This window comes from Bradyrhizobium sp. LA2.1, assembly GCF_040547725.1.
Lineage (GTDB): Bacteria > Pseudomonadota > Alphaproteobacteria > Rhizobiales > Xanthobacteraceae > Bradyrhizobium > Bradyrhizobium barranii.
Map to the genome: position 1 here is coordinate 1 of NZ_JBEPQI010000056.1, position 19,079 is coordinate 19,079.

Below are 19,079 nucleotides of genomic sequence, written 5' to 3' on the forward strand. Positions count from 1 at the left end.
CGCTGCCAAATCCGTGCACTATGATGTGTCGGCTATGTCCCCGAACACCCGTCGGTCATGTCCCCGGGCTGAACACTTGACCGGGCGATCCAGTATTCCAGAGGCGCTTGCGATTGAATCGAGAGGCCGCAGCGTACTGGATGCCCCGCCTGCCGCCTACGCTAAAGCTTCGGCGCCCCTAGACCTCAACCCCGGCGAAGCCTTGGCGTAGCCGGGTCGCGGGGCATGACACCGGTGATGTGACGGCACGTGTGGCTACCTCACCGCTGAATGATCTTCGTCCAGACATCGCCGAGGATCGCAGGCTCGCGCGGCGGCAGATAGGTGAGGCCGGCCTGCTTGCCGAACTCGGCGATCTTGCCCTCGGCAGCAAGGCTGGTCAGCGCCTTGTTGACCGTGTCGATCAGTGCGCCATCGCTGTCGAGCCCGACATAGCCGCGATTGGCGCCGATCGGATAATAATAGCCCGACGCGGTGATCGTCGTGTCGGGATGCGCAGCGCGGTGGGCATCGAAACGGCCGAGGTCGATCAGCGTCGCGTCATAGTCGCCGCGCTGGAGCGCGCCGAGGAGATCGTCGCGGCCGGGGACGAGATGGGTGATGCTGTCGATCAGGCGGCCCTTGTCGAAGGTCATCAGGATGGCATCGCCCAGCGAGCCGCTCTCGATCGCAAGGCGAAGGCCGGCGAGATCGCCGATGTCGCCGATCTTGCGGCCCTGCGCTTTCGGCCCGAGCACCACCGTCATCGGCGAATAGACGTAGGGCTGGCTGGGCGCGAGCACGCCGAGCGCGACGCGGCGGCGCCGGTCGTCGCGCGTGGCCCCGGCGAAGTCCGGCAAGCGTGCCGTCTTCATGCCGGGCTTGACGAGGGAATCCGTCGTCAACGCATAGCCGCCGACCAGCGAGCAGCGCCCATCGGAGAGCAAGGCGTTGGCCTCGAGCTGCGGGCTCGAATCCTCGTCCAGCTTGCTCTCGAACCACTGGATCTTCAGCGGCCGGCCGATCCGGTCCGCGATCGCCTGCGCCAGCAGCACGTCGAAGCCGGAATCCGGCTTGCCCTTGTGATGCACCGAGAGCGGAGGCCGGTCCTCATCGAGGCAAACCTTCAGCGGCTCGTCGGCCGCGCGCGCGGCGGTGGTCGCCGCCGCGAGGATCGCGGCAACGCTCCATGCGGCGAGCCAGGGTCTCATGGCTTTCTCCTGCTCGAGACGAAGGCCCAGAGATTGCCGATCTCGTCGTCGCTCAAAATGTCGGCCCAGGGCGGCATCTTGTTGTTCTTGCCGTTCTTCACCGTGGTGACGAAGCGCGTCTTGTCGTCGGGAAAGGCGCGCAGGTCCGGCGTGATGGTGCCGGAATTCATCATGTTGGGGCCGTGGCAGTGCGAGCATTTCGAAGTATAGGTCGACTTGCCATAGTCGATCTGTGCCTGCACGGGATTGCCGGTTGCATCGTCCGCGGCACGAACGGTCGCCGCAAGCGCGACCGTCAGCACCGTGACGGTGGCGATCGTCGCCACCGTCTTGTGAGATATGTCCTTCAGCATCGGGCCGTGGTTATTGCTTGACCGCAAAAACCCACAGCGAGCCGCCGGGCGGCACCTTGGCAAGCCGCTCGTCGCCGGAGAACAGCGAGTAGACGCCGCCATAGCCGGAGGTGACGGCAACGTACTGCACGCCATCCTGCTGCCAGGTCACCGGTTGCCCCTCGATGCCGGAGCCGGTCTGGAACTGCCAGAGCTTCTTGCCGGTGTCGGCATCGAAGGCCTCGAACTCGCCTGTCAGCGCGCCCGAGAACACGACGCCGCCTGCGGTCGACAGCACGCCCGAGAAGCGCGGGATGTCGCTTGGCGCTTCCCACTTGGCCTTGCCGGTCATGGGATCGATCGCCTTCAGATGACCGCGCGGGCCGTCACCCCACTCCCAGAGGTCGGTGAGGTCCATGCCGAGATACCATTCGCCCTGCTTGAAGGTGACGGGCTCGGTCTTGTACCTGCCGCCGAAGGCGAGCGTGTTGGCATAGGCCAATCCGGTCTGCGGATTGAACGACATCGGCTCCCAGTTCTTGCCGCCGAGGATCGACGGATAGACGGTGACCTTCTTACCGTCGCGCGCGTCCTTCGAGACGTCGGTCTCGATCGGCTTGCCGGTCTTCATGTCGATGCCGGTTGCCCAGTTCACCTTCACGTAAGGATTGGCCGCGAGCAGCTTTCCGTTGGTGCGGTCGAGCACGTAGAAGAAGCCGTTGCGGTTCGCGTCCATCAGCACCTTTGTCGGCTTGCCCTCGACATTCATGTCGGCGAGGACCATCTCGGCCACCGAGTCATAGTCGAACGGATTGTTCGGCGAGAACTGGTAGTGCCACTTGATCTTGCCGGTCTTGGGATCCATCGCCAGCACGGAGCAGGTGTAGAGGTTGTCGCCGGGACGCACCGCCGAGTTGAACGGCCCGGGATTGCCGATGCCCCAATAGACCGTGTTGAGCTCGGGATCGTAGGAGCCGGTGATCCAGGTCGAGCCGCCGCCGAGCTTCCAGGTGTCGCCCTTCCAGGTGTCGCCACCGGGCTCGTCGGGCGAGGGGATCGAATGGGTACGCCAGAGATGCTTGCCCGTCGCCGGATCCCAGCCGTCGATGAAGCCGCGGGTGCCGAATTCGGCGCCGGAGATGCCGGTGATGACGACACCGTCGGCGACCAGCGGCGCCACCGTCATCGAATAGCCTTCCTTGATGTCTGCGGCCTTCTGCCGCCACAGCTCCTTGCCGTCCTTGGCATCGAGCGCGATCACGTTGGCGTCGAGCGTGGTGCGGAAGACCTTGCCGTCATAGAGCGCGGCGCCGCGGTTGATGATGCCGCAGCAGACGATGCGCGGCGTCTCGGCGGGATACTCGACCTTGGATTTCCAGATCTGCTTGCCGGTCTTGGCGTCGACCGCCATGGTGGCGTTGTGCGAGGTCACGTAGATGACGCCCTGGTACACCAGCGGCTGCGATTCCTCGCTGCGATCGTCGTTGAAACTGTAGTTCCAGACCGGGACGAGATTCTTGACGGTGTCCTTGTTGACCTGGTTCAGCGTCGAGAAGCGCTGCAGATTGTAGCCCATCCCGTAGTTGAGAACGTTCGATGTATCGGTCGCGCCCTTGACCAGTTGCTCGGTGGTCTGTGCGCTCGCACAAGTCGATGCAAGCATGACGAGGCTCGCGGCCATCGCAAAGCGTTTCATCCGTTCCTCCCAATATGCGCGCCTTTTGACGCTGCGGGAGCAACACTCCGCCCGAACGCAAAACACGTCAATACGAAAGTCGTAAGTGCGTCGCCGATATGTTGGATGCCAGATGCCGGTCACCTGACAGAAACCTGACAACCGACTTTCACTTGTGTGCAGACGCTGAAAAAATTCCGTGGCATGAAGCGGTGCCGGCTTCGGCCGCTCTGCTCGAGCCGTCGGGTTCCGCGAGTTGTGCAGTGCGCAGGTTGCAATTCCGGACTTGAACCGGGGCTCGCTTGTAGCCTTATGTCGTTTCGATCCCCTACGAATCGGGGGGCTGGTCAGGAGGGTTTGATGATTTCACGTCGCTCAGTTGCGCTTGCGCTCACGATTGCAGTGCTGTCCGGTCCAGCGTGGGCTGCTTCCGGCAACGCCGTAAAGATGTTCGATACCGACAACGACGGCACGCTCGATCTCGCCGAGGTGAAGAAGGCGGCCGCCGCGCTGTTCGCAAAGCTCGATCCCGATCACGACGGCACGCTTGACGCGCGCGAATTGCGCGGACGGTTAACGGCGAAAGAACTCGCCGCCGCCGATCCCGATCGCGACGGGACTCTCACGCTCGACGAATATCTCGCGATGGTGGAGCAGCGCTTCAACGCAGCGAATCCCGACAAGGACGGAACGCTGGATGCGAAGGAGCTGAACTCGCGCGCCGGCCGCGCGCTGCTGCGCCTGTTGCGGTAAGAGACGCGGCGCTTGACTGGGAGCGAAGGCGATTTGCCCGAGAGGGAAATTCGCGAACATAATGCGACAGTTCGCTGTGTTTGCGCTTCGATTCCAGGCTTGCGCTGCACCTGACGCAGCCCTAGGTTTTGCCCCGCGCGATGTCGCGCTCAATACCCTTGGGAGACCCGAATGGCTTGGAAAGCTCCGAAGATCGTGGAAGTGCCGGTCGGCATGGAAATCAACATGTACGCCTGCGCTGCGCGCAAGTAAGACTGACGACCTGCCGCGGCTTCGATGGCGAACGCCGTCGAAGCCGTGGTAGTGTTCGCAATGCGCCTTGGAGCCCACACGATCTGGACGGCAATCGCGTTCGGTGTTGCGCTTGCACCGGCGTGTGTCAGTGCCGAAGAGGGCTTCGATACCGAGCACATCTTCGGCTTCATGATCGGCACCGACGTCGGCAATCCCGGCGAGCGCGAATTCCAGACCCAGACGACGGGGAGCTTCGGCAAGGGCGGCGGTACCTATCGCGCCCTCCAGCAGGAGGTCGAGATCGAAGTCGTGCCGCTGCCGAACTTCCGTATCGAGGTCGGCGGCACCGCCACGCTGCATGACATCACCGGCGTCCCTGATATCGACGACCGCCGCCAGTTCAATTTCCAGGGCGCCTCGCTCGACCTGCGGTACCGCCTGCTCGACCGAGAGCGCGCGCCGTTCGGGTTGACCGTCGCCGCCGAATTCCATGGCGATCGCATCGACGAGACCAGCGGCGCGAAGGGACGGATGTACGGCTCCGAATTCACGCTCGCTTTCGACCGTGAGCTGATTCCGAACTACGCCATCGCAGCGCTCAATCTGATCTATCAGCCGGAATGGGCGCGCTTCGAGGTGGCGGGGGTGTCCGAGAAGAGCTCGACGATCGGCGCGGCCTTTGGCGGCATGGTGCGCGTGCGCCCCAATTTTCTGCTCGGTGGTGAGATGCGCTATTTCCGCCAGTACGAGGGCATCGGCCTCGGTGAGTTCTCGGGGCAGGCGCTGTTTGTCGGTCCGACCGCCTATTTCCAGCTATCGGAGAAGTCGCGGCTCACCCTGAGCTGGAGCATGCAGGCCTGGGGCCGCCCGGCCGGATCGGGCGGCAATCTCGACCTCGTCAATTTCGAGCGTCATCAGGCGCGATTGGTGTTCGGGGTAAACTTCTAGGTGTCTGTTCCGCTTTTGCCCGCGCGCGGGGAGCGGGAACATCCCGTCCGTTTGAAACTTCCTGCTCCTCGGAACGTAATCTTTCGTGCTAATCTCCATTGTCCCCTTGCGACAGGATCCCGGCATGAACCCGATTGACCTGGTGGTGACTGTATGTGCGGTGCTGTCGCCTGCGACCTGCGAGGAGCAGCATCTGGTATTCAACTTTGCGGGGTCGCCGAGACAATGCGTGATGGCTGCGCCGCCCTATATCGCGCAATGGGTCGGCGACCATCCGAAGTGGCAGGCGGTGCGGTGGCGCTGCGAATATCCGCACCCGAACGACAAGGCGTAAGCCGCCTTCGTTATTTCGTGCAGTCCTTCAGGTCCTTGTCGGCGATCGAGAACACCGCGTCGGCCTTGATCTCGATGTCGCGGACGATGCACTGCCGCGCATTGGGATAGCTGACCCTGGCGTCATAGCGGCCGGGTTCGACACCGGTGATGCGCAGCCGCTCGTCGTGGTCGACCTCCTTGTCCTTGTCGTTCAGGCACTGGTTCGGCCCCCACTCGGTCTTGCCGGCGGGCGAGAGCTGGAAGCCGGAGATCGTCTCCGTCGTCAGATTCCAGAGCCGGATGCCCTTGCCCTTGCTTTGGGCGGCGGCTTCGCCGGCCAACGTCAACAACGCGATCAAAGCCAGAAACCAACGCATCAGCCGATCCTCCCAAAGGCGCCCTGTTATTCCCTGATCAGGCGCTCGCGGTTCTTTGCCTTGTCGAAATTCCTGGCGCGGTCAAGGCCGATCGGCGCGATCAGCTTCGCCGAGGCAAGATCAGCGCCCTCGAAATCGGCGTCAGTGACGGTGGCTCCGGTCAGGTCGGCGCCGCCGAGCTGAGCATTTTTGAGCGATGCGCCGGTCAGGTCGGCTCCCTTGAGGGAGGCAAATTCGAGATCGACGCGCGACAGGTCGGCATTGCGCGCGTTCAACCCTTCCAGATTGGCGGATCGCAGCACGGCGCGCATCAGCCCCATCGACTGGTTGCGCATATCGGCGCCAAGATGCGCGTCCGCAATCGAGGCGCCGATCAGGCTTGCGCCGGTGAGGTCGGCCGCGATGCGAGCACCGGTCAGGTCCGCGCCGTCCAGACGCGCGCGCGCCATCTGCGAGGCGAACAGATTGGCGCCCTTCAGGCTCGCGCCCGCGAGATCAGCGTCCAGCAGCCACGCCTGATCGAGGATCGCCCGATCAAGACGGGCACCGGCGAGTTTCGTCTTGTTAAGTCGTGCCGCACGGAGAATCGCCGTGGAAAGGTCAAGCCCCGAGAGATCGAGCCCCGACAACCGCTTGCCGGTGAAATCGGCCGGCGCCCCGGCGCTGGCTTTGGCCAGGATGGCCTCGACCTCCTGCCGGCTCATTTCCGCAGAGACCATCGCGGGTGAGGTGAGGTCGACGTCACGCATCATGTCCTGCGCGCTCGCCATGGTCGCGACGAGAGCGAGGCCAAGCGTCATGAGGGCGACCATTCGCGTCATCATCGGGCTCCGCTACGGGCCCTGTTTAGCACGCGCTTTGCGTGGCTGCCTATGAGGCATCACGCCCGGCGCGTTCGCCGCCATGTTCGCCTTGGATTCTCGCCGCGAGGTCCGCCCTGATCGCGGCGATCTCTGCGTCGCCGCGTGCGCCACGCGGGATGCTGATGGGCACTTCTGCCAGAATTCGCGCCGGCTGCGGCGACAGGAAGAACAAGCGGTCGCCGAGGCGGACCGCATCGTCGAGGCTGTGGGTGACGAGCAGCGTCATCATGGGGCGGCTTGCGACCAGCGTCGCGATCTCGTCGCGCAGGCGGCCTGCGAGCGCGTCGTCGAGCGAGGCGAGGGGCTCGTCGAGCACGAGCAGATCGGGCTCGACCGCGAAGGCGCGGGCCAGCGCGACGCGCCGGGCAAGACCCAGCGACAATTCGCCGGGAAAGTGGCTGCGATGCGCTTCCAGCTCCAGGATCCTGAACAGCTCCGACAGCTTCGCCTCGGAGATATCAGGGGCCGCAAGCCGCACATTCTGCTCGACCGAGCGCCACGGCAGCAGCCGCGGCTCCTGGAACACCATCCCGATCCGCGCTTCGGGTGGACGCGCGATGGTCCCGTGGAAATCGCGGTCGAGCCCGAGGATGATGCGCAGCATCGTGCTCTTGCCGCAGCCGGAGGGGCCGATCAAAACGCCGACCTCACCGGATTGAAGCGCGAAGCTGACCGGGGCCAGCACCTCGTGCGTTTCGCCCGCGGCACTCCTGAATGTCTTTCCGGAGATATCGACTTCAAGCCGCACGGGGCCGCCACCGGGTTGCGCGGGCTTCGAACGGCTGCACCAGCAAGGTTTCGATGACGAGCACGACGGCCGCGAAGGTGAGCGAATAGGCCAGCAGTCGCGGCGTGTCGAACAGCTGGAAGGCGACGCCGATCTCGAAGCCGACACCGTTCGGCCGTCCCAGCAGCTCGGCCACCAGCACGATCTTCCATACCAGCGACAATCCGGACCGGGCCGAGGCTGCGATATAGGGCGCAAGCTGCGGTAGCACGACGTGGCGGAACGCACGCCAGCGCGGCATCGCGAACACGGTGGCCATCTCGTCGAGCGAACGGTCGAGCGCGCGCGTGCCCTCGCGCAAGGTGACGATGGCGGTCGGCAGCTTGTTGATAGCGATCGCCGCGATCGCGGCCGCTTCGGTCAGGCCGGCCCAGATGTAGGCCAGCACGATCACGACCAGCGCCGGCAGGTTCAGCAGCAGGATCAGCCAGGGATCGCCGAGCCGGTCGGCAAGCTTCACCCGTCCCATCAAATAGCCGATGGCGCTGCCGAGCGACATCGCTAGCACGAAGGCGAGCGCGACGCGCGCCAGCGTTGCGCCGAGATGCAGGAACAGGGCTCCGCTCGATGCTTCGGCGATGATGACGTTGAGCACGGCAGGCGGGGAGGGCAGCTTTGCGCCGCCGACGAACAGCGCTGCAATCCACCAGGTCGCGAGGAACAGGGAAAACGAGAGAAGACGCAGCACCTCAGTCTCCGGGGACCGCGTGATAGAAGGTGCCGGGATCGAGCTCGGCCGCCGGCCCGACCAGGTCGCGTCCGCCGATCTCGGCGAGCACGCGATAGAGCACGCGCGCATCCGCCTCCTCGTCCACGATGCTTCGGCGCGGAATGCCGTCGCGATAGCGGTCACGGTAGGTCTTGAGGATGGCCGGATCGCTCGCGCCGGTGAGCGGAGCGATTTTGTCCCAGGCGGCATCCGAGGTGACCAGCAGCTGCTTGGCCTTGCGGGTCATCGCAATGAAACGCGCCACCGCATCGCGATGGCTTGCGGCCCAGCTCTCGTCGAAGACATAGCCGACTGCGGATACCGCGCCTTTGGCCCCCAGCTTCGGCAAAATGTCCTCGATGCCGGCGAGGCGGCGAAAGCCCTTGGCCTCGAGCTGCGCACAGAAATTCCAGAAGTTGAGGCTTGCATCCATCTCGCCATCGAGCGCCTTGGCGGCGATCAAAGGCGGCGCGCCATAGACGATGCTCGCATCGGACTTCAGGTCGATGCCGTCCTGCTTCATCCGCGCCTGCAGCAGCAGCCAGCTCTTGTCGATCGCGCCGCCGCCGACGCCGAGCTTGCGGCCCTTGAGGTCGGCGAGCGTCTTGAGCGGCGACGAGGCCGGCACCATCACCGCGCCGAGCGCGCTGGAATAGGGATAGAAGGTGAGCTTGGCGCCGAGCACGCGCTCGCGCGACACCCACAGCCAGTCGGACAGGATGATGTCGGCACTCCCGGCGCGCAGGGCGATCTTGCCGGCCTCGGGGCTCGCGAGCTCGGTGACGTCGAGCGACAGATCGGCCTCCTTGTCGAGCCCGCCGGCGCGGATTGCGGCCAGCTCCCAGGAGAATGTTCCGGTCTTCTGCACTGCAAGGCGGATCGTATCCGCGGCGCGGCCGGGGGCGGCCAGCGACAGCGCCAGCGTCATCGCGAGCGCCAATGTTCGTCCAGGCGCTCTCAAACCAAGTGCTCTCATCACCTTGTGAGCCGTTTCCTCGAAGGGAGTGCTTTTCATGACAATACGCATAGCATAGCTTTCGTCGCAACCAGCGGGAGGACGCGCATGAATCTGGCGGGACAGCTACGACCGATTGTCGCCGCATTGGCGGTGTGGGCTGCGACCGTCTACGCCGCGCGTGCCGAGGAAGCCAATGATTATCCGACCTCGGCGCGGGCCGAATACGTCTATGGCTGCATGAAGGCCAATGGCGAGAGCCGGCAGTCGATCGAGCAATGTTCCTGCTCGATCGACGTGGTGGCCTCGATCGTGTCCTATGACCGTTACGTCACCGCCGAGACGGCGCTGAGCATGTCCCAGGTGCGCGGCAATCTCGGCGTCCAGTTTCGTACATCCGAGCAGGCGAATTCAGCGGTGAATGATCTCAGGCGCGCGCAGGCGGAAGCCGAGGTGAGGTGTTTCTAGCTGCCGCATAGACGGTGCGATCCCTTCTCCCCTTGCGGGAGAAGGTGGCGCGAAGCGCCGGATGAGGGGTATCTCTCCCCACGTTCAGACGACTAAGAGTGCCGCTCGCGGAGACATACCCCTCACCCGTCTCGCCGCTTTGCGGCGAGCCACCCTCTCCCACAAGGGGAGAGGGGAAGGCAGAGCCTCACGTCCCCGGCTTCTCCACATCCCACTCATTGCGGAACACGTGCCCATCCGTGTCCTTCGCCTCCGCGCGGAAGCGCTTGGCACCGTTGGACACATACGTGAAGCGCAGATTGGGATCTTCCGAGATCGAGATGCCGCCCTCCATCGACAGCACGGGGCTGTCGTCCTGCGTCAGCTTCAGCTGGTTGACGAAAAAGGCGGGGATGTAGAGCTGCGTGACCTGGTCCATTTGCAGCCCGGAATTGTTGGGATGGCCGATCATGATCTGCGCCTCGCGGACGCGGCTGGCCGGTGCCTCCTCGCGCGCGAATTGCCGGTAGCGCATCTGGCCGAGCCGGTTCCTGGCTTCCTCGATGTTCTTTCCTGCCGGCGCCGAGCAGCCGCCTGAGGCCTTCACATAGGTCTTGGCGACGTAAAGCTGGCCGTCGCTGAGCTCGGCAACCGCGTGGACGTCGGTATAGTTGTTGACGCGCACGCGCGTGGAGATCTCGGTGACGTTGGCATCTGCGCCGAGCTCGAACTTCGCCGCCATCGGCGCGGGGTTGCGGTCGATCACCAGCGTGATCGAACGGATGCGGCGGCTATCCGCGGGCGACAGTTTGCTGCGCAGGGTCACCGGCACGATCGCCGCGTCCTCGGCGCGATAGGGCATCTCGATGCCGATGACGTCGTTGCCGTCGTTGATCGGACGGTTGCTGAAGATGTCCTGCACCAGGCCCGGCCAGGGATCGTAAGCCTCCTCGGCGCTCGCCGGCACAGCGAAGGCGATGCCAAGCAATGCGGCGATCAGGGGCAGGCGGCGTGTGCATCCCGTCATGGTCGTGGTTCCGTGCGGACGAAGCAGTTTTCTCTGGGTCGGCGTAGCCGATCCCCCGTCCAGCGTAGCGCGTCCACTACTCCCATTCAATTTCCGAAAATGCTGCGGTTGCGTTGCGAGCATTGTAGTCGTCGAACAATTGCCACTGCGGCCGTTCCGATGCGGCCGCCTTGTCGGCAGCAGTCCGGATCGGCTCACCCTTCTTGTTCGACGCCCGGACGTCCGCCAGCAGCGTCGTAAGATAACGCCGCTCGTCGCCGAGCGCGGCAGGCCAGTCGCTCACAGGCCCGTGACCGGGCACGACGCGCTGCGCCGGAATTTTGTCGAGTTCCCCGAGGATGCCGAGCCAGCCGCGGATGCTGCCGTCCATCACCGGGATATGGCGGAGGAAGACGAGGTCGCCTGCGAACAGCGTCTTGCTGCTCTCGTCGAACACGGTCAGATCGTTGTCGCTGTGCCCGGCCGGCCAGGCCCGCAAGGTGAGGCGGCGCGACCCGAGATCGAGCGTCAGGGTATCAACGACGAGCAGGGTGGGCGGCACGATCTTCACGGGATCGATCAGTTCGCTACCCATGAGGCGTCTAAAATTGTCGAGATAATACGGCCCGCGCGTCGCCAGCGCCTGCGGCAGCTTGCTGTGGCCGACGAAGCTGGTTCCCTCTGCGGCAAAGGCCGCATTGCCGAAGACATGGTCGGGATGGCCATGGGTGTTGATGACGTAGCGGATCGGCTTGGATGTGCGAGCCCGCACCGCCGCCAGCAGCGCCTCGCCCTCACGCAGGCTGCCGCCGGTGTCGATCACGGCCACCGCATCCTCGCCGACGATAAAGCCGACATTGGCGATGTCGCCTTCGTTCTCGCGGGTCATGAGGGCGGTGGTCCCGGAGTGCACGAAGATTCCCGGTGCGACTTCGCTCACAGGCAATTCGGCTGCCCCGGCGCGTGCTAGCGTTGCTGTCCCCAGCAGGGACAGGGCTGCGATCAAGGAAGCGATGCGAGACACTTTTCCGCCTCAGTTCAGATGGCTTGCCGCACTGCACTGCAACAAACCAAAGCCAACACAAAGTTTGGCAAAGCATGGCGCGTCATGCGTTGCATGGCTAGCATTCAAACAAACCGAGGAGGAAGCGCGATGACGGAGGCCGGGCGACATCGTCGCTGGTTGTTTTCACTGTGGGTCCTGGTGGCATCCTGCGCATTCGGCGACGTCGCCATTGCGCAGACCAGCGAGACCGGCGACCTCTCGTTCGAGCTGGTCGATCCAAAAGTGCTGCGCGTCTGTGCAGACCCGCGCAATCTGCCGTTCTCGAACGAGAAGGGCGAGGGGTTCGAGAACAAGCTCGCCGAGCTGCTCGCAGACAAGCTCCAGAAGAAGCTCGACTACGTCTTCTTCCCGCAGGCCACCGGCTTCGTGCGGATGACGCTGGGCGCGCATCGCTGCGACGTCATCATGGGATTTCCGCAAGGCGACGATCTCGTGCAGGGCACCAATCCCTATTATCGCACGTCATACGCGCTGGTCGCGAAAACAGGCAGCGGGCTCGAGGAAGTCGATACGCTCGAAGACCCGAAGTTGAAAGGCAAGCATGTCGGCATCGTCGCCGGCACGCCGCCGGCCACCAACATGGCGATCGCCGGCCTGATGGGCGATGCAAAACCCTATCCCCTGATGATCGACACGCGCTTCGACAACTCCGCACAGGCGATGGCCGACGACCTCGTCGCCGGCAAGATCGACGCAGGCGTGCTGTGGGGTCCGATGGCCGGGTATTATGCGAAGAAGGCCGGCTCGTTGCATGTCACGCCGCTGGTGAAGGAAACCACAGGGCCAAAGCTGGTCTATCGCATCGGCATGGGCGTGCGCCCCGCCGACCAGAACTGGAAGCGGCAGCTCAACAAGCTGATCCAGGAGAACCAGGGCGAGATCAACAAGATCCTGATCGACTTTGGCGTGCCGCTGCTCGACGAGAGCGATAAGCCGCTCGGCGCGGAGACGGCCAAGAAGACGCCATGAGGCGGCGCGTTGCCGCTGCGCTGGTTGCCGCCATTCTGGTGGCGCCGGCGTTGGCGCAGCAGCAGGAGCCGTTCGAGCCCCAGGGGTATCGCTCCGACAATTACCGCGCGCCGGTGCCGGCGACGCTCACTGGCGCGCGCGTGCTGACGACTGCGGAGGCCGAAGCAATCTGGCGTGCGAAGAGCGGCGCCTTCATCGACGTGCTGCCGCGCGCGCCGAAGCCGAAGAACCTTCCCGAAGGCACCGTCTGGCGCGATATGCCGCGAAAAAACATACCGGGCAGCACTTGGCTGCCGGACACCGGCTACGGCGCGCTGCCGCCCGCCATGGACGATTATTTCCAGCGCGGCCTCGCCCACGCCGCGCGCGGCGACAAGGCTGCGCTGCTCGTGATCTATTGCCTGGCCGACTGCTGGATGTCCTGGAACGCCGCCAAGCGCGCCTTGGCTTACGGTTATGCCAACGTCGCCTGGTACCCCGACGGCACCGACGGCTGGGAGCGCGCAAAGCTTCCGACCGAGGAGATGCAGCCGCAGCCTCGGCCAGAGCAGTAGCTACAGGCCGTCATGCCCGGGCTTGTCCCGGGCATCCACGTTCTTCAATCCGCGTGGTCAGGCGTGGATGGCCGGGACAAGCCCGGCCATGACGCCGTGTCGCGTGCGGGTGAGGTGAAGACGCAGGGTTACTGCTTCTGCAGCTTGGTCAGCGTGCCCGTACCGTTGTTGTCGGTCGCCGAGTACGTCACCCTGTCGCCGGCATGGACGGCATCCAGCATCGCGGCGTCCTTGGCCTTGTACTCCTGAAGCGCGCCGGCGCCGCCAGCGCTGCCGCCGACCGTGCCCTTCTGAGTCTGCTGGATCGAGATCGTGCTGTTGAGCCGGTCTATTCTGGTGACCATCCCGGTCATGTCGTCAGCAAAAGCGGGGGACGCAAGCGTGCTGATGGCTGCAGCGCATGCGAAGATGAATTTTGTTGTTCCCATCGAGGCCTCCCGACGTCTTGGAGTTCACGTCGACAAGCCATCCTAGAGCGATTTGGTTCCGGCTGATAGCGCGGCAAAGGGTAACGATTGATATCGCGGGAACTTTCAGAAAGTCGTCGTCAGCGAGGCTGACGCTATTCCATCTCCTGCTGGATCACGCGTCCGAGAGCGAACAGGCGCTGGTCAATCGCGGTCGGAACCTCGCAGACGAACCGCACCACCTTGTGGCGATCTTCGAAAATGCGGGTTTCCCAGATCAACTGGTTGCTGAGCGCATCGACCTTTGCGTCGTCGCGTGGTGTCGCGCTCTGGAGCGCCTGGAGCTGGATCGACTCCTCGCGGATCTTGTCGGCCGCCTCGCGCTGTTTGCGGCTGACGCGTTCGAGCCCGTTCATGACCTGCGAGCGCTGGGCGTTGAGCGTGTCGAACAAGCCGGCGAACAACAGCTTGGCGTTCGCCGTCTTGTCAGCGGCGGAGCCGGCCAAAAACTCCTTCACCGACTTCTCGGCCTCGTCCATCGGCGTCTTCCGCGCCGACAGTTTTGAGACCAGCGCGGTGACCTTTGCGTCGTCCTTCCATTTGGTCTCGGCGTCGTCGAGTGCGGGACCGGCCCAGACGGCGGCGAGCGAGATGTCCGGCACCTTGGCCTGCGTGCAAGGCCAGTTGGGATAGCGTGGATCGGCGGCGCACGCAGCCGTGCTCGCAACGGCGAGCGCAAAAGCGGCCACGGCCAGAACCTTCATCCTTCGCCTCCCGCAGGGCCCCGTCGCGCCAGCCCGCGCGAGGGATCATAGGCCAGAATCGCGCCGATCATGAAGACGATTGTGCAGGCCGCCACTACCGCCAGCGAGATCCAGTTGATTTGCCCGTAGAATGCAAAACGTATCAGCTCGACCGCATGGGTGAACGGGTTGGCCTGGCAGAGATAGTAGAGATAGGGGCTGCCCTCCTGCACCCGCCAGAGCGGGTAGAGCGCGGAGGAGGCGAAGAACATCGGAAAGATCACGAAGTTCATTACGCCGGCAAAACTCTCGAGTTGCTTGATGCCCGAGGAGATCAGCATGCCGAGCGAGCCCAGCATCAGCCCCGACAGGATCAGCGCCGGCAGCACGGTGAGATAGCCCGACGGCGGCGGGGTGATGTCCCAGAACCAGGCGATCAGCAGGAACGCATAGACCTGGAGCAGCGACACCGCGGTGCCCGCCAGCAGCTTGCAGAACAAGAGGAACCCGCGCGGCAGCGGGCTCACCAGCAGCGTCCGCATGTTGCCCATCTCGCGGTCATAGACCATCGAGAGCGAGGACTGCATGCCGTTGAAGAGCTGGATCATCGCCATCAGCCCGGGCGCGATATAGACCTCGTAGAGAATGTAGGTCTCGTAAGGCGGGATGATCGAGATGCCGAGCACCTGGCGGAAGCCGGCGGCGAAGATGAACAGCCATACCAGCGGCCGCACCAGCGCCGAGACGAAGCGCTCGCGCTGATGCAGGAAGCGCAGGCCCTCGCGCCAGACGATGCCGGTGAGGCAGGTCATGTATTCCGCGGCCGAGAAACCACGCGGTGTATCCCGCGTCGTGATGCTGCTCATGCGCCGCCTCCCGGCATCGTCTGCGCGCCGGTCAGGCGCATGAAGGCGGTGTTGACGTCCTGTGCGCCGGCATCCGTGATGACGCGGCTCATCGGCCCCTGCGCCAGCACCTTGCCCTGGTGCAGCACGACGAGGTCGTCACCAGGCATGATCTCGTCGAACAGATGCGTGGCCCAGAGCACGCCGATGCCTTGCTCGGTGACGAGCTGGCGGACATGGCTGATGATGTCGGCGCGCGCCTTGACGTCGAGGCCGACGGTCGGCTCGTCGAGCAACAGCAGCCGCGGCCGGTGCAGCAGGGCGCGTGCGATCTCCAGCCGCCGCATCTGGCCGCCCGAGAGATCGCGCACCTTGCTGCCGGCACGCTCTTCGAGCCCGATGCGGCCGAGCAGCTCGCCGCTGCGCACGGCGGCCTCGCGCCGGCTGATGCCGTGGAGTGCGGCGTGATAGAGCAGGTTCTGCGTCAGCGACAGGTCGAGATCGAGCGTGCGCGGCTGGAATACGACGCCGAGCAGCCGCAGCGCCTCGCCGGGGCTCTTGCTGATGTCGTGGCCGAAGATGCCGACACGCCCGGACTGGATGCCGAACAGGCGCGTGATCAGCGAGAACAGTGTGCTCTTGCCCGCGCCGTTGAGCCCGAGCAGCGCAGTGAAGCTCGCCGGCTGCACATTAAAGGACACGTCCATCAACGCACGGCGCGGGCCATAGGAATGGCTGACGCCGTCGATCGACAGCGCCGGCACCGCGGCCGCTTGCAGCCTCGGCATCTCCTGTGGCTCGGCGATGGGAGCAGGGCTGGTCATGGCGAGATCGTAATGCCCCAGGGCAGTTCGCCCACCTGAATGGTCTTGATCACCTTTTGCGCGGCGACGTCGATGACCGAGACGTCGTTCGACACGCCGTTGGTGGTGAGCAGGTATTTCTCGTCCGGCGTGAACGCCATGTGCCAGACCCGCTGTCCCACCAGCAAATATTTCGTCACCTTGCGCGAGGCGACGTCGACCACGGCGACGCGGTTGGCCGGGCCGAGCGCGACGAAGGCGGTCTTGTCGTCTTTGGTCATGCCGATGCCGACCGGCTGGATCGCCTCTTTCCGCAATCCCGGAATCTCGAACGTGATCTTGCCGGTCACCTCGTGCTTTTTGGGATCGATGATCGAGACCGTGCCGCCGATCTCCGAGGATACCCACAACTCTGAACTGTCGTGCTTGAACTCGGCAAAGCGCGGCCGCGCGTCGACCAGCACGTTGGCGACGATCTGGCGTGACGAGGTGTCGATGAAATGCGCCATGTTGGTCGTCTCGGACGTGTTGATCAGTGTCTTGCCGTCGGGGCTGATGGTCATGCCCTCGGGCTCGACGCCGACCTGGATGTCGCCGAGCCGCGCGCGCTTCTCCAGATCGATCACGGTCACCGTGTTGTCGTTCTCGTTGGCGACATAGAGGATCTTTCCGGCGGCATCCTGCGCGAACAATTCCGGGTCGGGCCCGGAGGGCAGGCTGTCCACGATCGCTTGCGTCTTGGCATCGATCACCTGGATGGTGTCGTCGTCGCCGACCGCGACCATCACGAACTTGCCGTCGCGCGTGAAATCGATGCCGCGCGGGCGCTGGCCGACCTTGATGGTCTTGGTCACGGTCCAGCTGTCGGTGTCGATCACCGAGACCGTGTTGCTCTTCTCGTTCGAGACATAGGCGATGAAGGCGTGCGCGGGCGCGGCCGCAAGCGCCAGTCCGGACAGCAACCCCACACGCCACATGCGCAACATTCGCGTCCTCATTTCAGCTTGCATTTGCTCTCCGGGCGGTCGTAGCCGAGCGTGTCGAGCTCGGAGACCTGGTGCAGAAATCCCTCCTGCGGCGACACCGACACCACCATGCGGCCGTCGACCAGCAGGATCGGCTGGCGCAGCTGCAGGTTCCAGTCGCGCAGGGTCAGTTTTGTGCCCTTGAACGCGGCAACGGAGAAGTCCGGCCCCTTGATGAAGTCGGTGACCTTCTTGACGTCGCCGGAATTGGTGCGCGAGGTGGCCTCGCCGATCATGCGCACCGCCGTCCAGGCCTGCATGTCGAGCGGGGTCATGCGCCGCGAGTTCAGCTTGATGAAGCGGTTCTGCATCTGGATCGCGCCCCACTGGTCCTGCGATGCGTCCCAGCTGCGCGGCACGAGGCCGGCCGAGCCCGCGACGGGGCGCGGATCCCAGGTGCGATAGGGCAGATAGGCGCCGAACACTTCGCTCTCGTCGGCGGCGACCAGCACGTCATAGGCCGGCAACTGTTGCGTGAACACCGGCATCTGGCGCTGGATCAGCGTCACGCCGCTATCGGTGCGGCGCGCGCCGCCCTTGTCCTCGAAGGTCTTCTCTTGCACGATCTTGGCGCCGAAGCGTGTGGCGGTACGACGGAGCGCGTCGGCAAACAGCTTGTCCTCGTCATGCGAGCCGACCACGAGCACCCAGCGCTTCCACTGCTTCCACACCAGGTATTGACCGAGCGCATCGGCCAGCATCGCGCGCGTCGGTGCGGTGTGGATGACATTGGCGCGGCAATCGGCCTCGCGCAGGCGCTCGTCGATCGCGCCGGCGTTGAACAGCAGCGTGCCGCGCTCGCGCAGGGCGTCCGAGACCTTCAACAGCGCGTCGGCCGGCAGGTCGGCGATGATGAAGCCGTTTTTCTCGGCGAGCGCAGCCGCAGCCTCAACCGGATCTTCGCCTTCCTTGATGCGGCGCTCCTCCAGCGTGAAACGCTGGTTGAGGAATTTTCCCGTGGTGTTGTTGTCCTCGATGGCGAGGCGCGCGCCGGCGACGCCGTCATTCTCCGCGGGCTGCTCGACCAGCGACAGCGTCGATCTGGTGCCGGCGACGCCGAGATAGCCGACGCCGATCTGCACCGGGTCGGCCGCGAGCGCGCTCGTCGCGGCAAGACCCAGGCCGATCAGGCCGACCAACCATCGGATCATGTTTCCTCCAGATGTTCTCCCTGGCTTGACCGCCGGTGGAGAATTGTCTCTGCTAAAGCATGACCGATTTGGCCCGGCTTGCAACCCCGCATTTCGTCCCCGCGCGCGCGAGGCCCGGGTTCACGATCATGCGAGCGCTGGTCTGTTTCGCAGCTTTGCTGTTGACGGGTTCGGTCGCGTTGGCCGAGCCACCGAAACTGGCGGTGTTCGATTTCGAGCTGATCGACACCAGCCTTCCCGGCGAGTTCTACGGCTCAAAGCCGGAAGAGGCGCGGCTCGAGCGCATCGGAGAGCAGCTGCGCAAGGAGCTGACGGAGTCAGGAAGGTTCCAGCTGCTCGATATCGCGCCGGTCAGGGATGCGGCCCGTCACGCCAATCTTCAGGCCTGCGGCGGCTGCGACCTCAAGCTTGCCGGGCAGCTTGGCGCCGACCTCGAGATCACCGGCATGGTGCAGAAGGTCTCGAACCTGATCATCAATCTCAACATCTATCTGCGCGACGTGAAGACCGGCAACATGATCACCGCCGCCAGCGCCGACATGCGCGGCAACACGGACGAATCGTGGTCGCGCACGATGAGCTACCTGATCCGCAATCGATTACTGGCGCCGAATTACGGGAAGCCGGAGTAGGGCTTCTCTCCGCGCGCGCCGCTGCACCCTCTCCCCTTGCGGGAGAGGGTGGCTCGCCGCGTAGCGGAGAGACGGGTGAGGGGTATCTCTCCGCGAGTCCAACTCTTATTTGAACGCGCGGTGAGATACCCCTCATCCGGCGCCATAGCCGAAGCTTTGCTTCGGCGTTCTTAAGAACGGCGGCCGTGGGCCGCCTATGCCACCTTCTCCCACAAGGGGCCTGTTGCGTAATTCGTCAATTGTGATTCCCTAGGGCAAAGCCTTGGAGGGTAGCGATGGCGGTCAAGCGGACG

The 19,079-nt window shown here is 64.5% G+C and carries 24 protein-coding genes; 8 read left to right on the plus strand and 16 right to left on the minus strand.

Translation table 11 applies throughout. The annotated features are described in order from the left end of the window. Positions 1–260 precede the first annotated feature (260 nt). Genes ABIB95_RS46325 through ABIB95_RS46335 form a run of 3 tightly spaced genes read right to left on the minus strand, consistent with a single transcriptional unit; the run spans position 261 to position 3,218 of the window. On the minus strand, positions 261–1,190 hold the full coding sequence (locus ABIB95_RS46325) for a type 2 periplasmic-binding domain-containing protein (protein WP_354249095.1): 930 nt from the start codon (positions 1,188–1,190) through the stop codon (positions 261–263). Further along, positions 1,187–1,543, minus strand: coding sequence for a c-type cytochrome (locus ABIB95_RS46330; RefSeq protein WP_071911671.1), 357 nt, complete (start codon positions 1,541–1,543; stop codon positions 1,187–1,189). The genes ABIB95_RS46325 and ABIB95_RS46330 overlap by 4 nt, the downstream gene beginning before the upstream one ends. Positions 1,544–1,553: 10 nt before the next feature. Beyond that, positions 1,554–3,218 (minus strand): methanol/ethanol family PQQ-dependent dehydrogenase, encoded by a 1,665-nt coding sequence (locus tag ABIB95_RS46335; protein WP_354114032.1) that lies wholly within the window; start codon positions 3,216–3,218, stop codon positions 1,554–1,556. Between the two features lie 339 nt (positions 3,219–3,557). On the opposite strand from ABIB95_RS46335, the gene lanM reads away from it, so the two are divergent. The 4 genes from lanM (at position 3,558) to ABIB95_RS46355 (ending at position 5,466) form a co-directional block, all read left to right on the plus strand. Further along, positions 3,558–3,950 carry a lanmodulin LanM gene (gene lanM, locus ABIB95_RS46340; RefSeq protein WP_354249096.1) on the plus strand — a complete coding sequence of 131 codons (393 nt, stop codon included), beginning with the start codon at positions 3,558–3,560 and terminating at the stop codon, positions 3,948–3,950. Between the two features lie 171 nt (positions 3,951–4,121). Beyond that, complete coding sequence (gene pqqA / locus ABIB95_RS46345) at positions 4,122–4,202, plus strand: pyrroloquinoline quinone precursor peptide PqqA (RefSeq protein WP_012029362.1); 81 nt, start codon at positions 4,122–4,124, stop codon at positions 4,200–4,202. Positions 4,203–4,226: 24 nt separating this feature from the next. Continuing rightward, positions 4,227–5,132, plus strand: coding sequence for a DUF6662 family protein (locus tag ABIB95_RS46350; RefSeq protein WP_354249097.1), 906 nt, complete (start codon positions 4,227–4,229; stop codon positions 5,130–5,132). A 124-nt stretch (positions 5,133–5,256) separates the two neighbouring features. Continuing rightward, entirely contained in the window at positions 5,257–5,466 is a 210-nt protein-coding gene (locus ABIB95_RS46355) for a hypothetical protein (protein WP_014493627.1), read from the plus strand. A 10-nt stretch (positions 5,467–5,476) separates the two neighbouring features. Here ABIB95_RS46355 and ABIB95_RS46360 read toward each other — a convergent pair whose 3' ends face one another. The 5 genes from ABIB95_RS46360 to ABIB95_RS46380 are packed head-to-tail and all read right to left on the minus strand — an operon-like array spanning position 5,477 to position 9,111. Continuing rightward, positions 5,477–5,824, minus strand: a complete 348-nt coding sequence (locus ABIB95_RS46360; RefSeq protein ID WP_166343210.1) for a hypothetical protein — start codon at positions 5,822–5,824, stop codon at positions 5,477–5,479. Positions 5,825–5,850: 26 nt separating this feature from the next. Continuing rightward, the gene (locus ABIB95_RS46365; protein ID WP_354177949.1) at positions 5,851–6,648 is read right to left on the minus strand and encodes a pentapeptide repeat-containing protein; all 798 of its coding nucleotides are present in this window, start codon (positions 6,646–6,648) and stop codon (positions 5,851–5,853) included. A 46-nt stretch (positions 6,649–6,694) separates the two neighbouring features. Beyond that, a complete protein-coding gene (locus ABIB95_RS46370) occupies positions 6,695–7,435 on the minus strand; it encodes an ABC transporter ATP-binding protein (RefSeq protein WP_354249098.1) in 741 nt (246 codons plus the stop codon). After that, the gene (locus ABIB95_RS46375) at positions 7,425–8,162 is read right to left on the minus strand and encodes an ABC transporter permease (protein WP_038957639.1); all 738 of its coding nucleotides are present in this window, start codon (positions 8,160–8,162) and stop codon (positions 7,425–7,427) included. Before ABIB95_RS46375 ends, ABIB95_RS46370 begins: the two co-directional genes overlap by 11 nt. A 1-nt stretch (position 8,163) precedes the next feature. Then, the gene (locus ABIB95_RS46380) at positions 8,164–9,111 is read right to left on the minus strand and encodes an ABC transporter substrate-binding protein (protein ID WP_167768218.1); all 948 of its coding nucleotides are present in this window, start codon (positions 9,109–9,111) and stop codon (positions 8,164–8,166) included. Positions 9,112–9,246: 135 nt separating this feature from the next. Between ABIB95_RS46380 and ABIB95_RS46385 the strand changes: the two genes are divergently transcribed. Further along, positions 9,247–9,606 carry a hypothetical protein gene (locus ABIB95_RS46385; RefSeq protein WP_014493633.1) on the plus strand — a complete coding sequence of 120 codons (360 nt, stop codon included), beginning with the start codon at positions 9,247–9,249 and terminating at the stop codon, positions 9,604–9,606. Positions 9,607–9,793: 187 nt separating this feature from the next. Here the strand turns inward: ABIB95_RS46385 and ABIB95_RS46390 are convergent, their stop codons facing one another. Together ABIB95_RS46390 and ABIB95_RS46395 are read right to left on the minus strand one after the other, a co-directional pair. Further along, complete coding sequence (locus tag ABIB95_RS46390) at positions 9,794–10,612, minus strand: quinoprotein dehydrogenase-associated SoxYZ-like carrier (RefSeq protein WP_028156716.1); 819 nt, start codon at positions 10,610–10,612, stop codon at positions 9,794–9,796. A 76-nt stretch (positions 10,613–10,688) separates the two neighbouring features. Continuing rightward, positions 10,689–11,615: a quinoprotein relay system zinc metallohydrolase 2 gene (locus ABIB95_RS46395; protein ID WP_354249099.1), complete on the minus strand. Its 927-nt coding sequence runs from the start codon at positions 11,613–11,615 to the stop codon at positions 10,689–10,691. A 129-nt stretch (positions 11,616–11,744) separates the two neighbouring features. On the opposite strand from ABIB95_RS46395, the gene ABIB95_RS46400 reads away from it, so the two are divergent. Both ABIB95_RS46400 and ABIB95_RS46405 read left to right on the plus strand, forming a co-directional pair. Beyond that, positions 11,745–12,626, plus strand: coding sequence for a substrate-binding domain-containing protein (locus ABIB95_RS46400; RefSeq protein ID WP_354249100.1), 882 nt, complete (start codon positions 11,745–11,747; stop codon positions 12,624–12,626). Further along, positions 12,623–13,180, plus strand: a complete 558-nt coding sequence (locus ABIB95_RS46405; protein WP_354249101.1) for a PQQ-dependent catabolism-associated CXXCW motif protein — start codon at positions 12,623–12,625, stop codon at positions 13,178–13,180. The genes ABIB95_RS46400 and ABIB95_RS46405 overlap by 4 nt, the downstream gene beginning before the upstream one ends. Positions 13,181–13,308: 128 nt before the next feature. Here ABIB95_RS46405 and ABIB95_RS46410 read toward each other — a convergent pair whose 3' ends face one another. From ABIB95_RS46410 to ABIB95_RS46435, 6 genes are all read right to left on the minus strand, one after another. Then, positions 13,309–13,608, minus strand: coding sequence for a copper-binding protein (locus tag ABIB95_RS46410; RefSeq protein WP_028151296.1), 300 nt, complete (start codon positions 13,606–13,608; stop codon positions 13,309–13,311). A 134-nt stretch (positions 13,609–13,742) separates the two neighbouring features. Beyond that, positions 13,743–14,351, minus strand: a complete 609-nt coding sequence (locus ABIB95_RS46415) for a hypothetical protein (protein ID WP_354249102.1) — start codon at positions 14,349–14,351, stop codon at positions 13,743–13,745. Continuing rightward, positions 14,348–15,196 (minus strand): lanthanide ABC transporter permease protein PedC, encoded by an 849-nt coding sequence (locus ABIB95_RS46420; protein WP_354249103.1) that lies wholly within the window; start codon positions 15,194–15,196, stop codon positions 14,348–14,350. The genes ABIB95_RS46415 and ABIB95_RS46420 overlap by 4 nt, the downstream gene beginning before the upstream one ends. Beyond that, the gene (locus tag ABIB95_RS46425) at positions 15,193–15,999 is read right to left on the minus strand and encodes a lanthanide ABC transporter ATP-binding protein PedB/LutE (protein ID WP_354249104.1); all 807 of its coding nucleotides are present in this window, start codon (positions 15,997–15,999) and stop codon (positions 15,193–15,195) included. The genes ABIB95_RS46420 and ABIB95_RS46425 overlap by 4 nt, the downstream gene beginning before the upstream one ends. Beyond that, complete coding sequence (locus ABIB95_RS46430; protein ID WP_354249105.1) at positions 15,996–16,964, minus strand: YVTN family beta-propeller repeat protein; 969 nt, start codon at positions 16,962–16,964, stop codon at positions 15,996–15,998. The genes ABIB95_RS46425 and ABIB95_RS46430 overlap by 4 nt, the downstream gene beginning before the upstream one ends. Before the next feature lie 8 nt (positions 16,965–16,972). After that, positions 16,973–18,154 carry a lanthanide ABC transporter ABC transporter substrate-binding protein PedA1 gene (locus ABIB95_RS46435; protein ID WP_354114021.1) on the minus strand — a complete coding sequence of 394 codons (1,182 nt, stop codon included), beginning with the start codon at positions 18,152–18,154 and terminating at the stop codon, positions 16,973–16,975. 59 nt (positions 18,155–18,213) lie between these two features. Between ABIB95_RS46435 and ABIB95_RS46440 the strand changes: the two genes are divergently transcribed. Further along, entirely contained in the window at positions 18,214–18,786 is a 573-nt protein-coding gene (locus ABIB95_RS46440; RefSeq protein ID WP_354249106.1) for a DUF3280 domain-containing protein, read from the plus strand. Positions 18,787–19,079 lie beyond the last annotated feature (293 nt).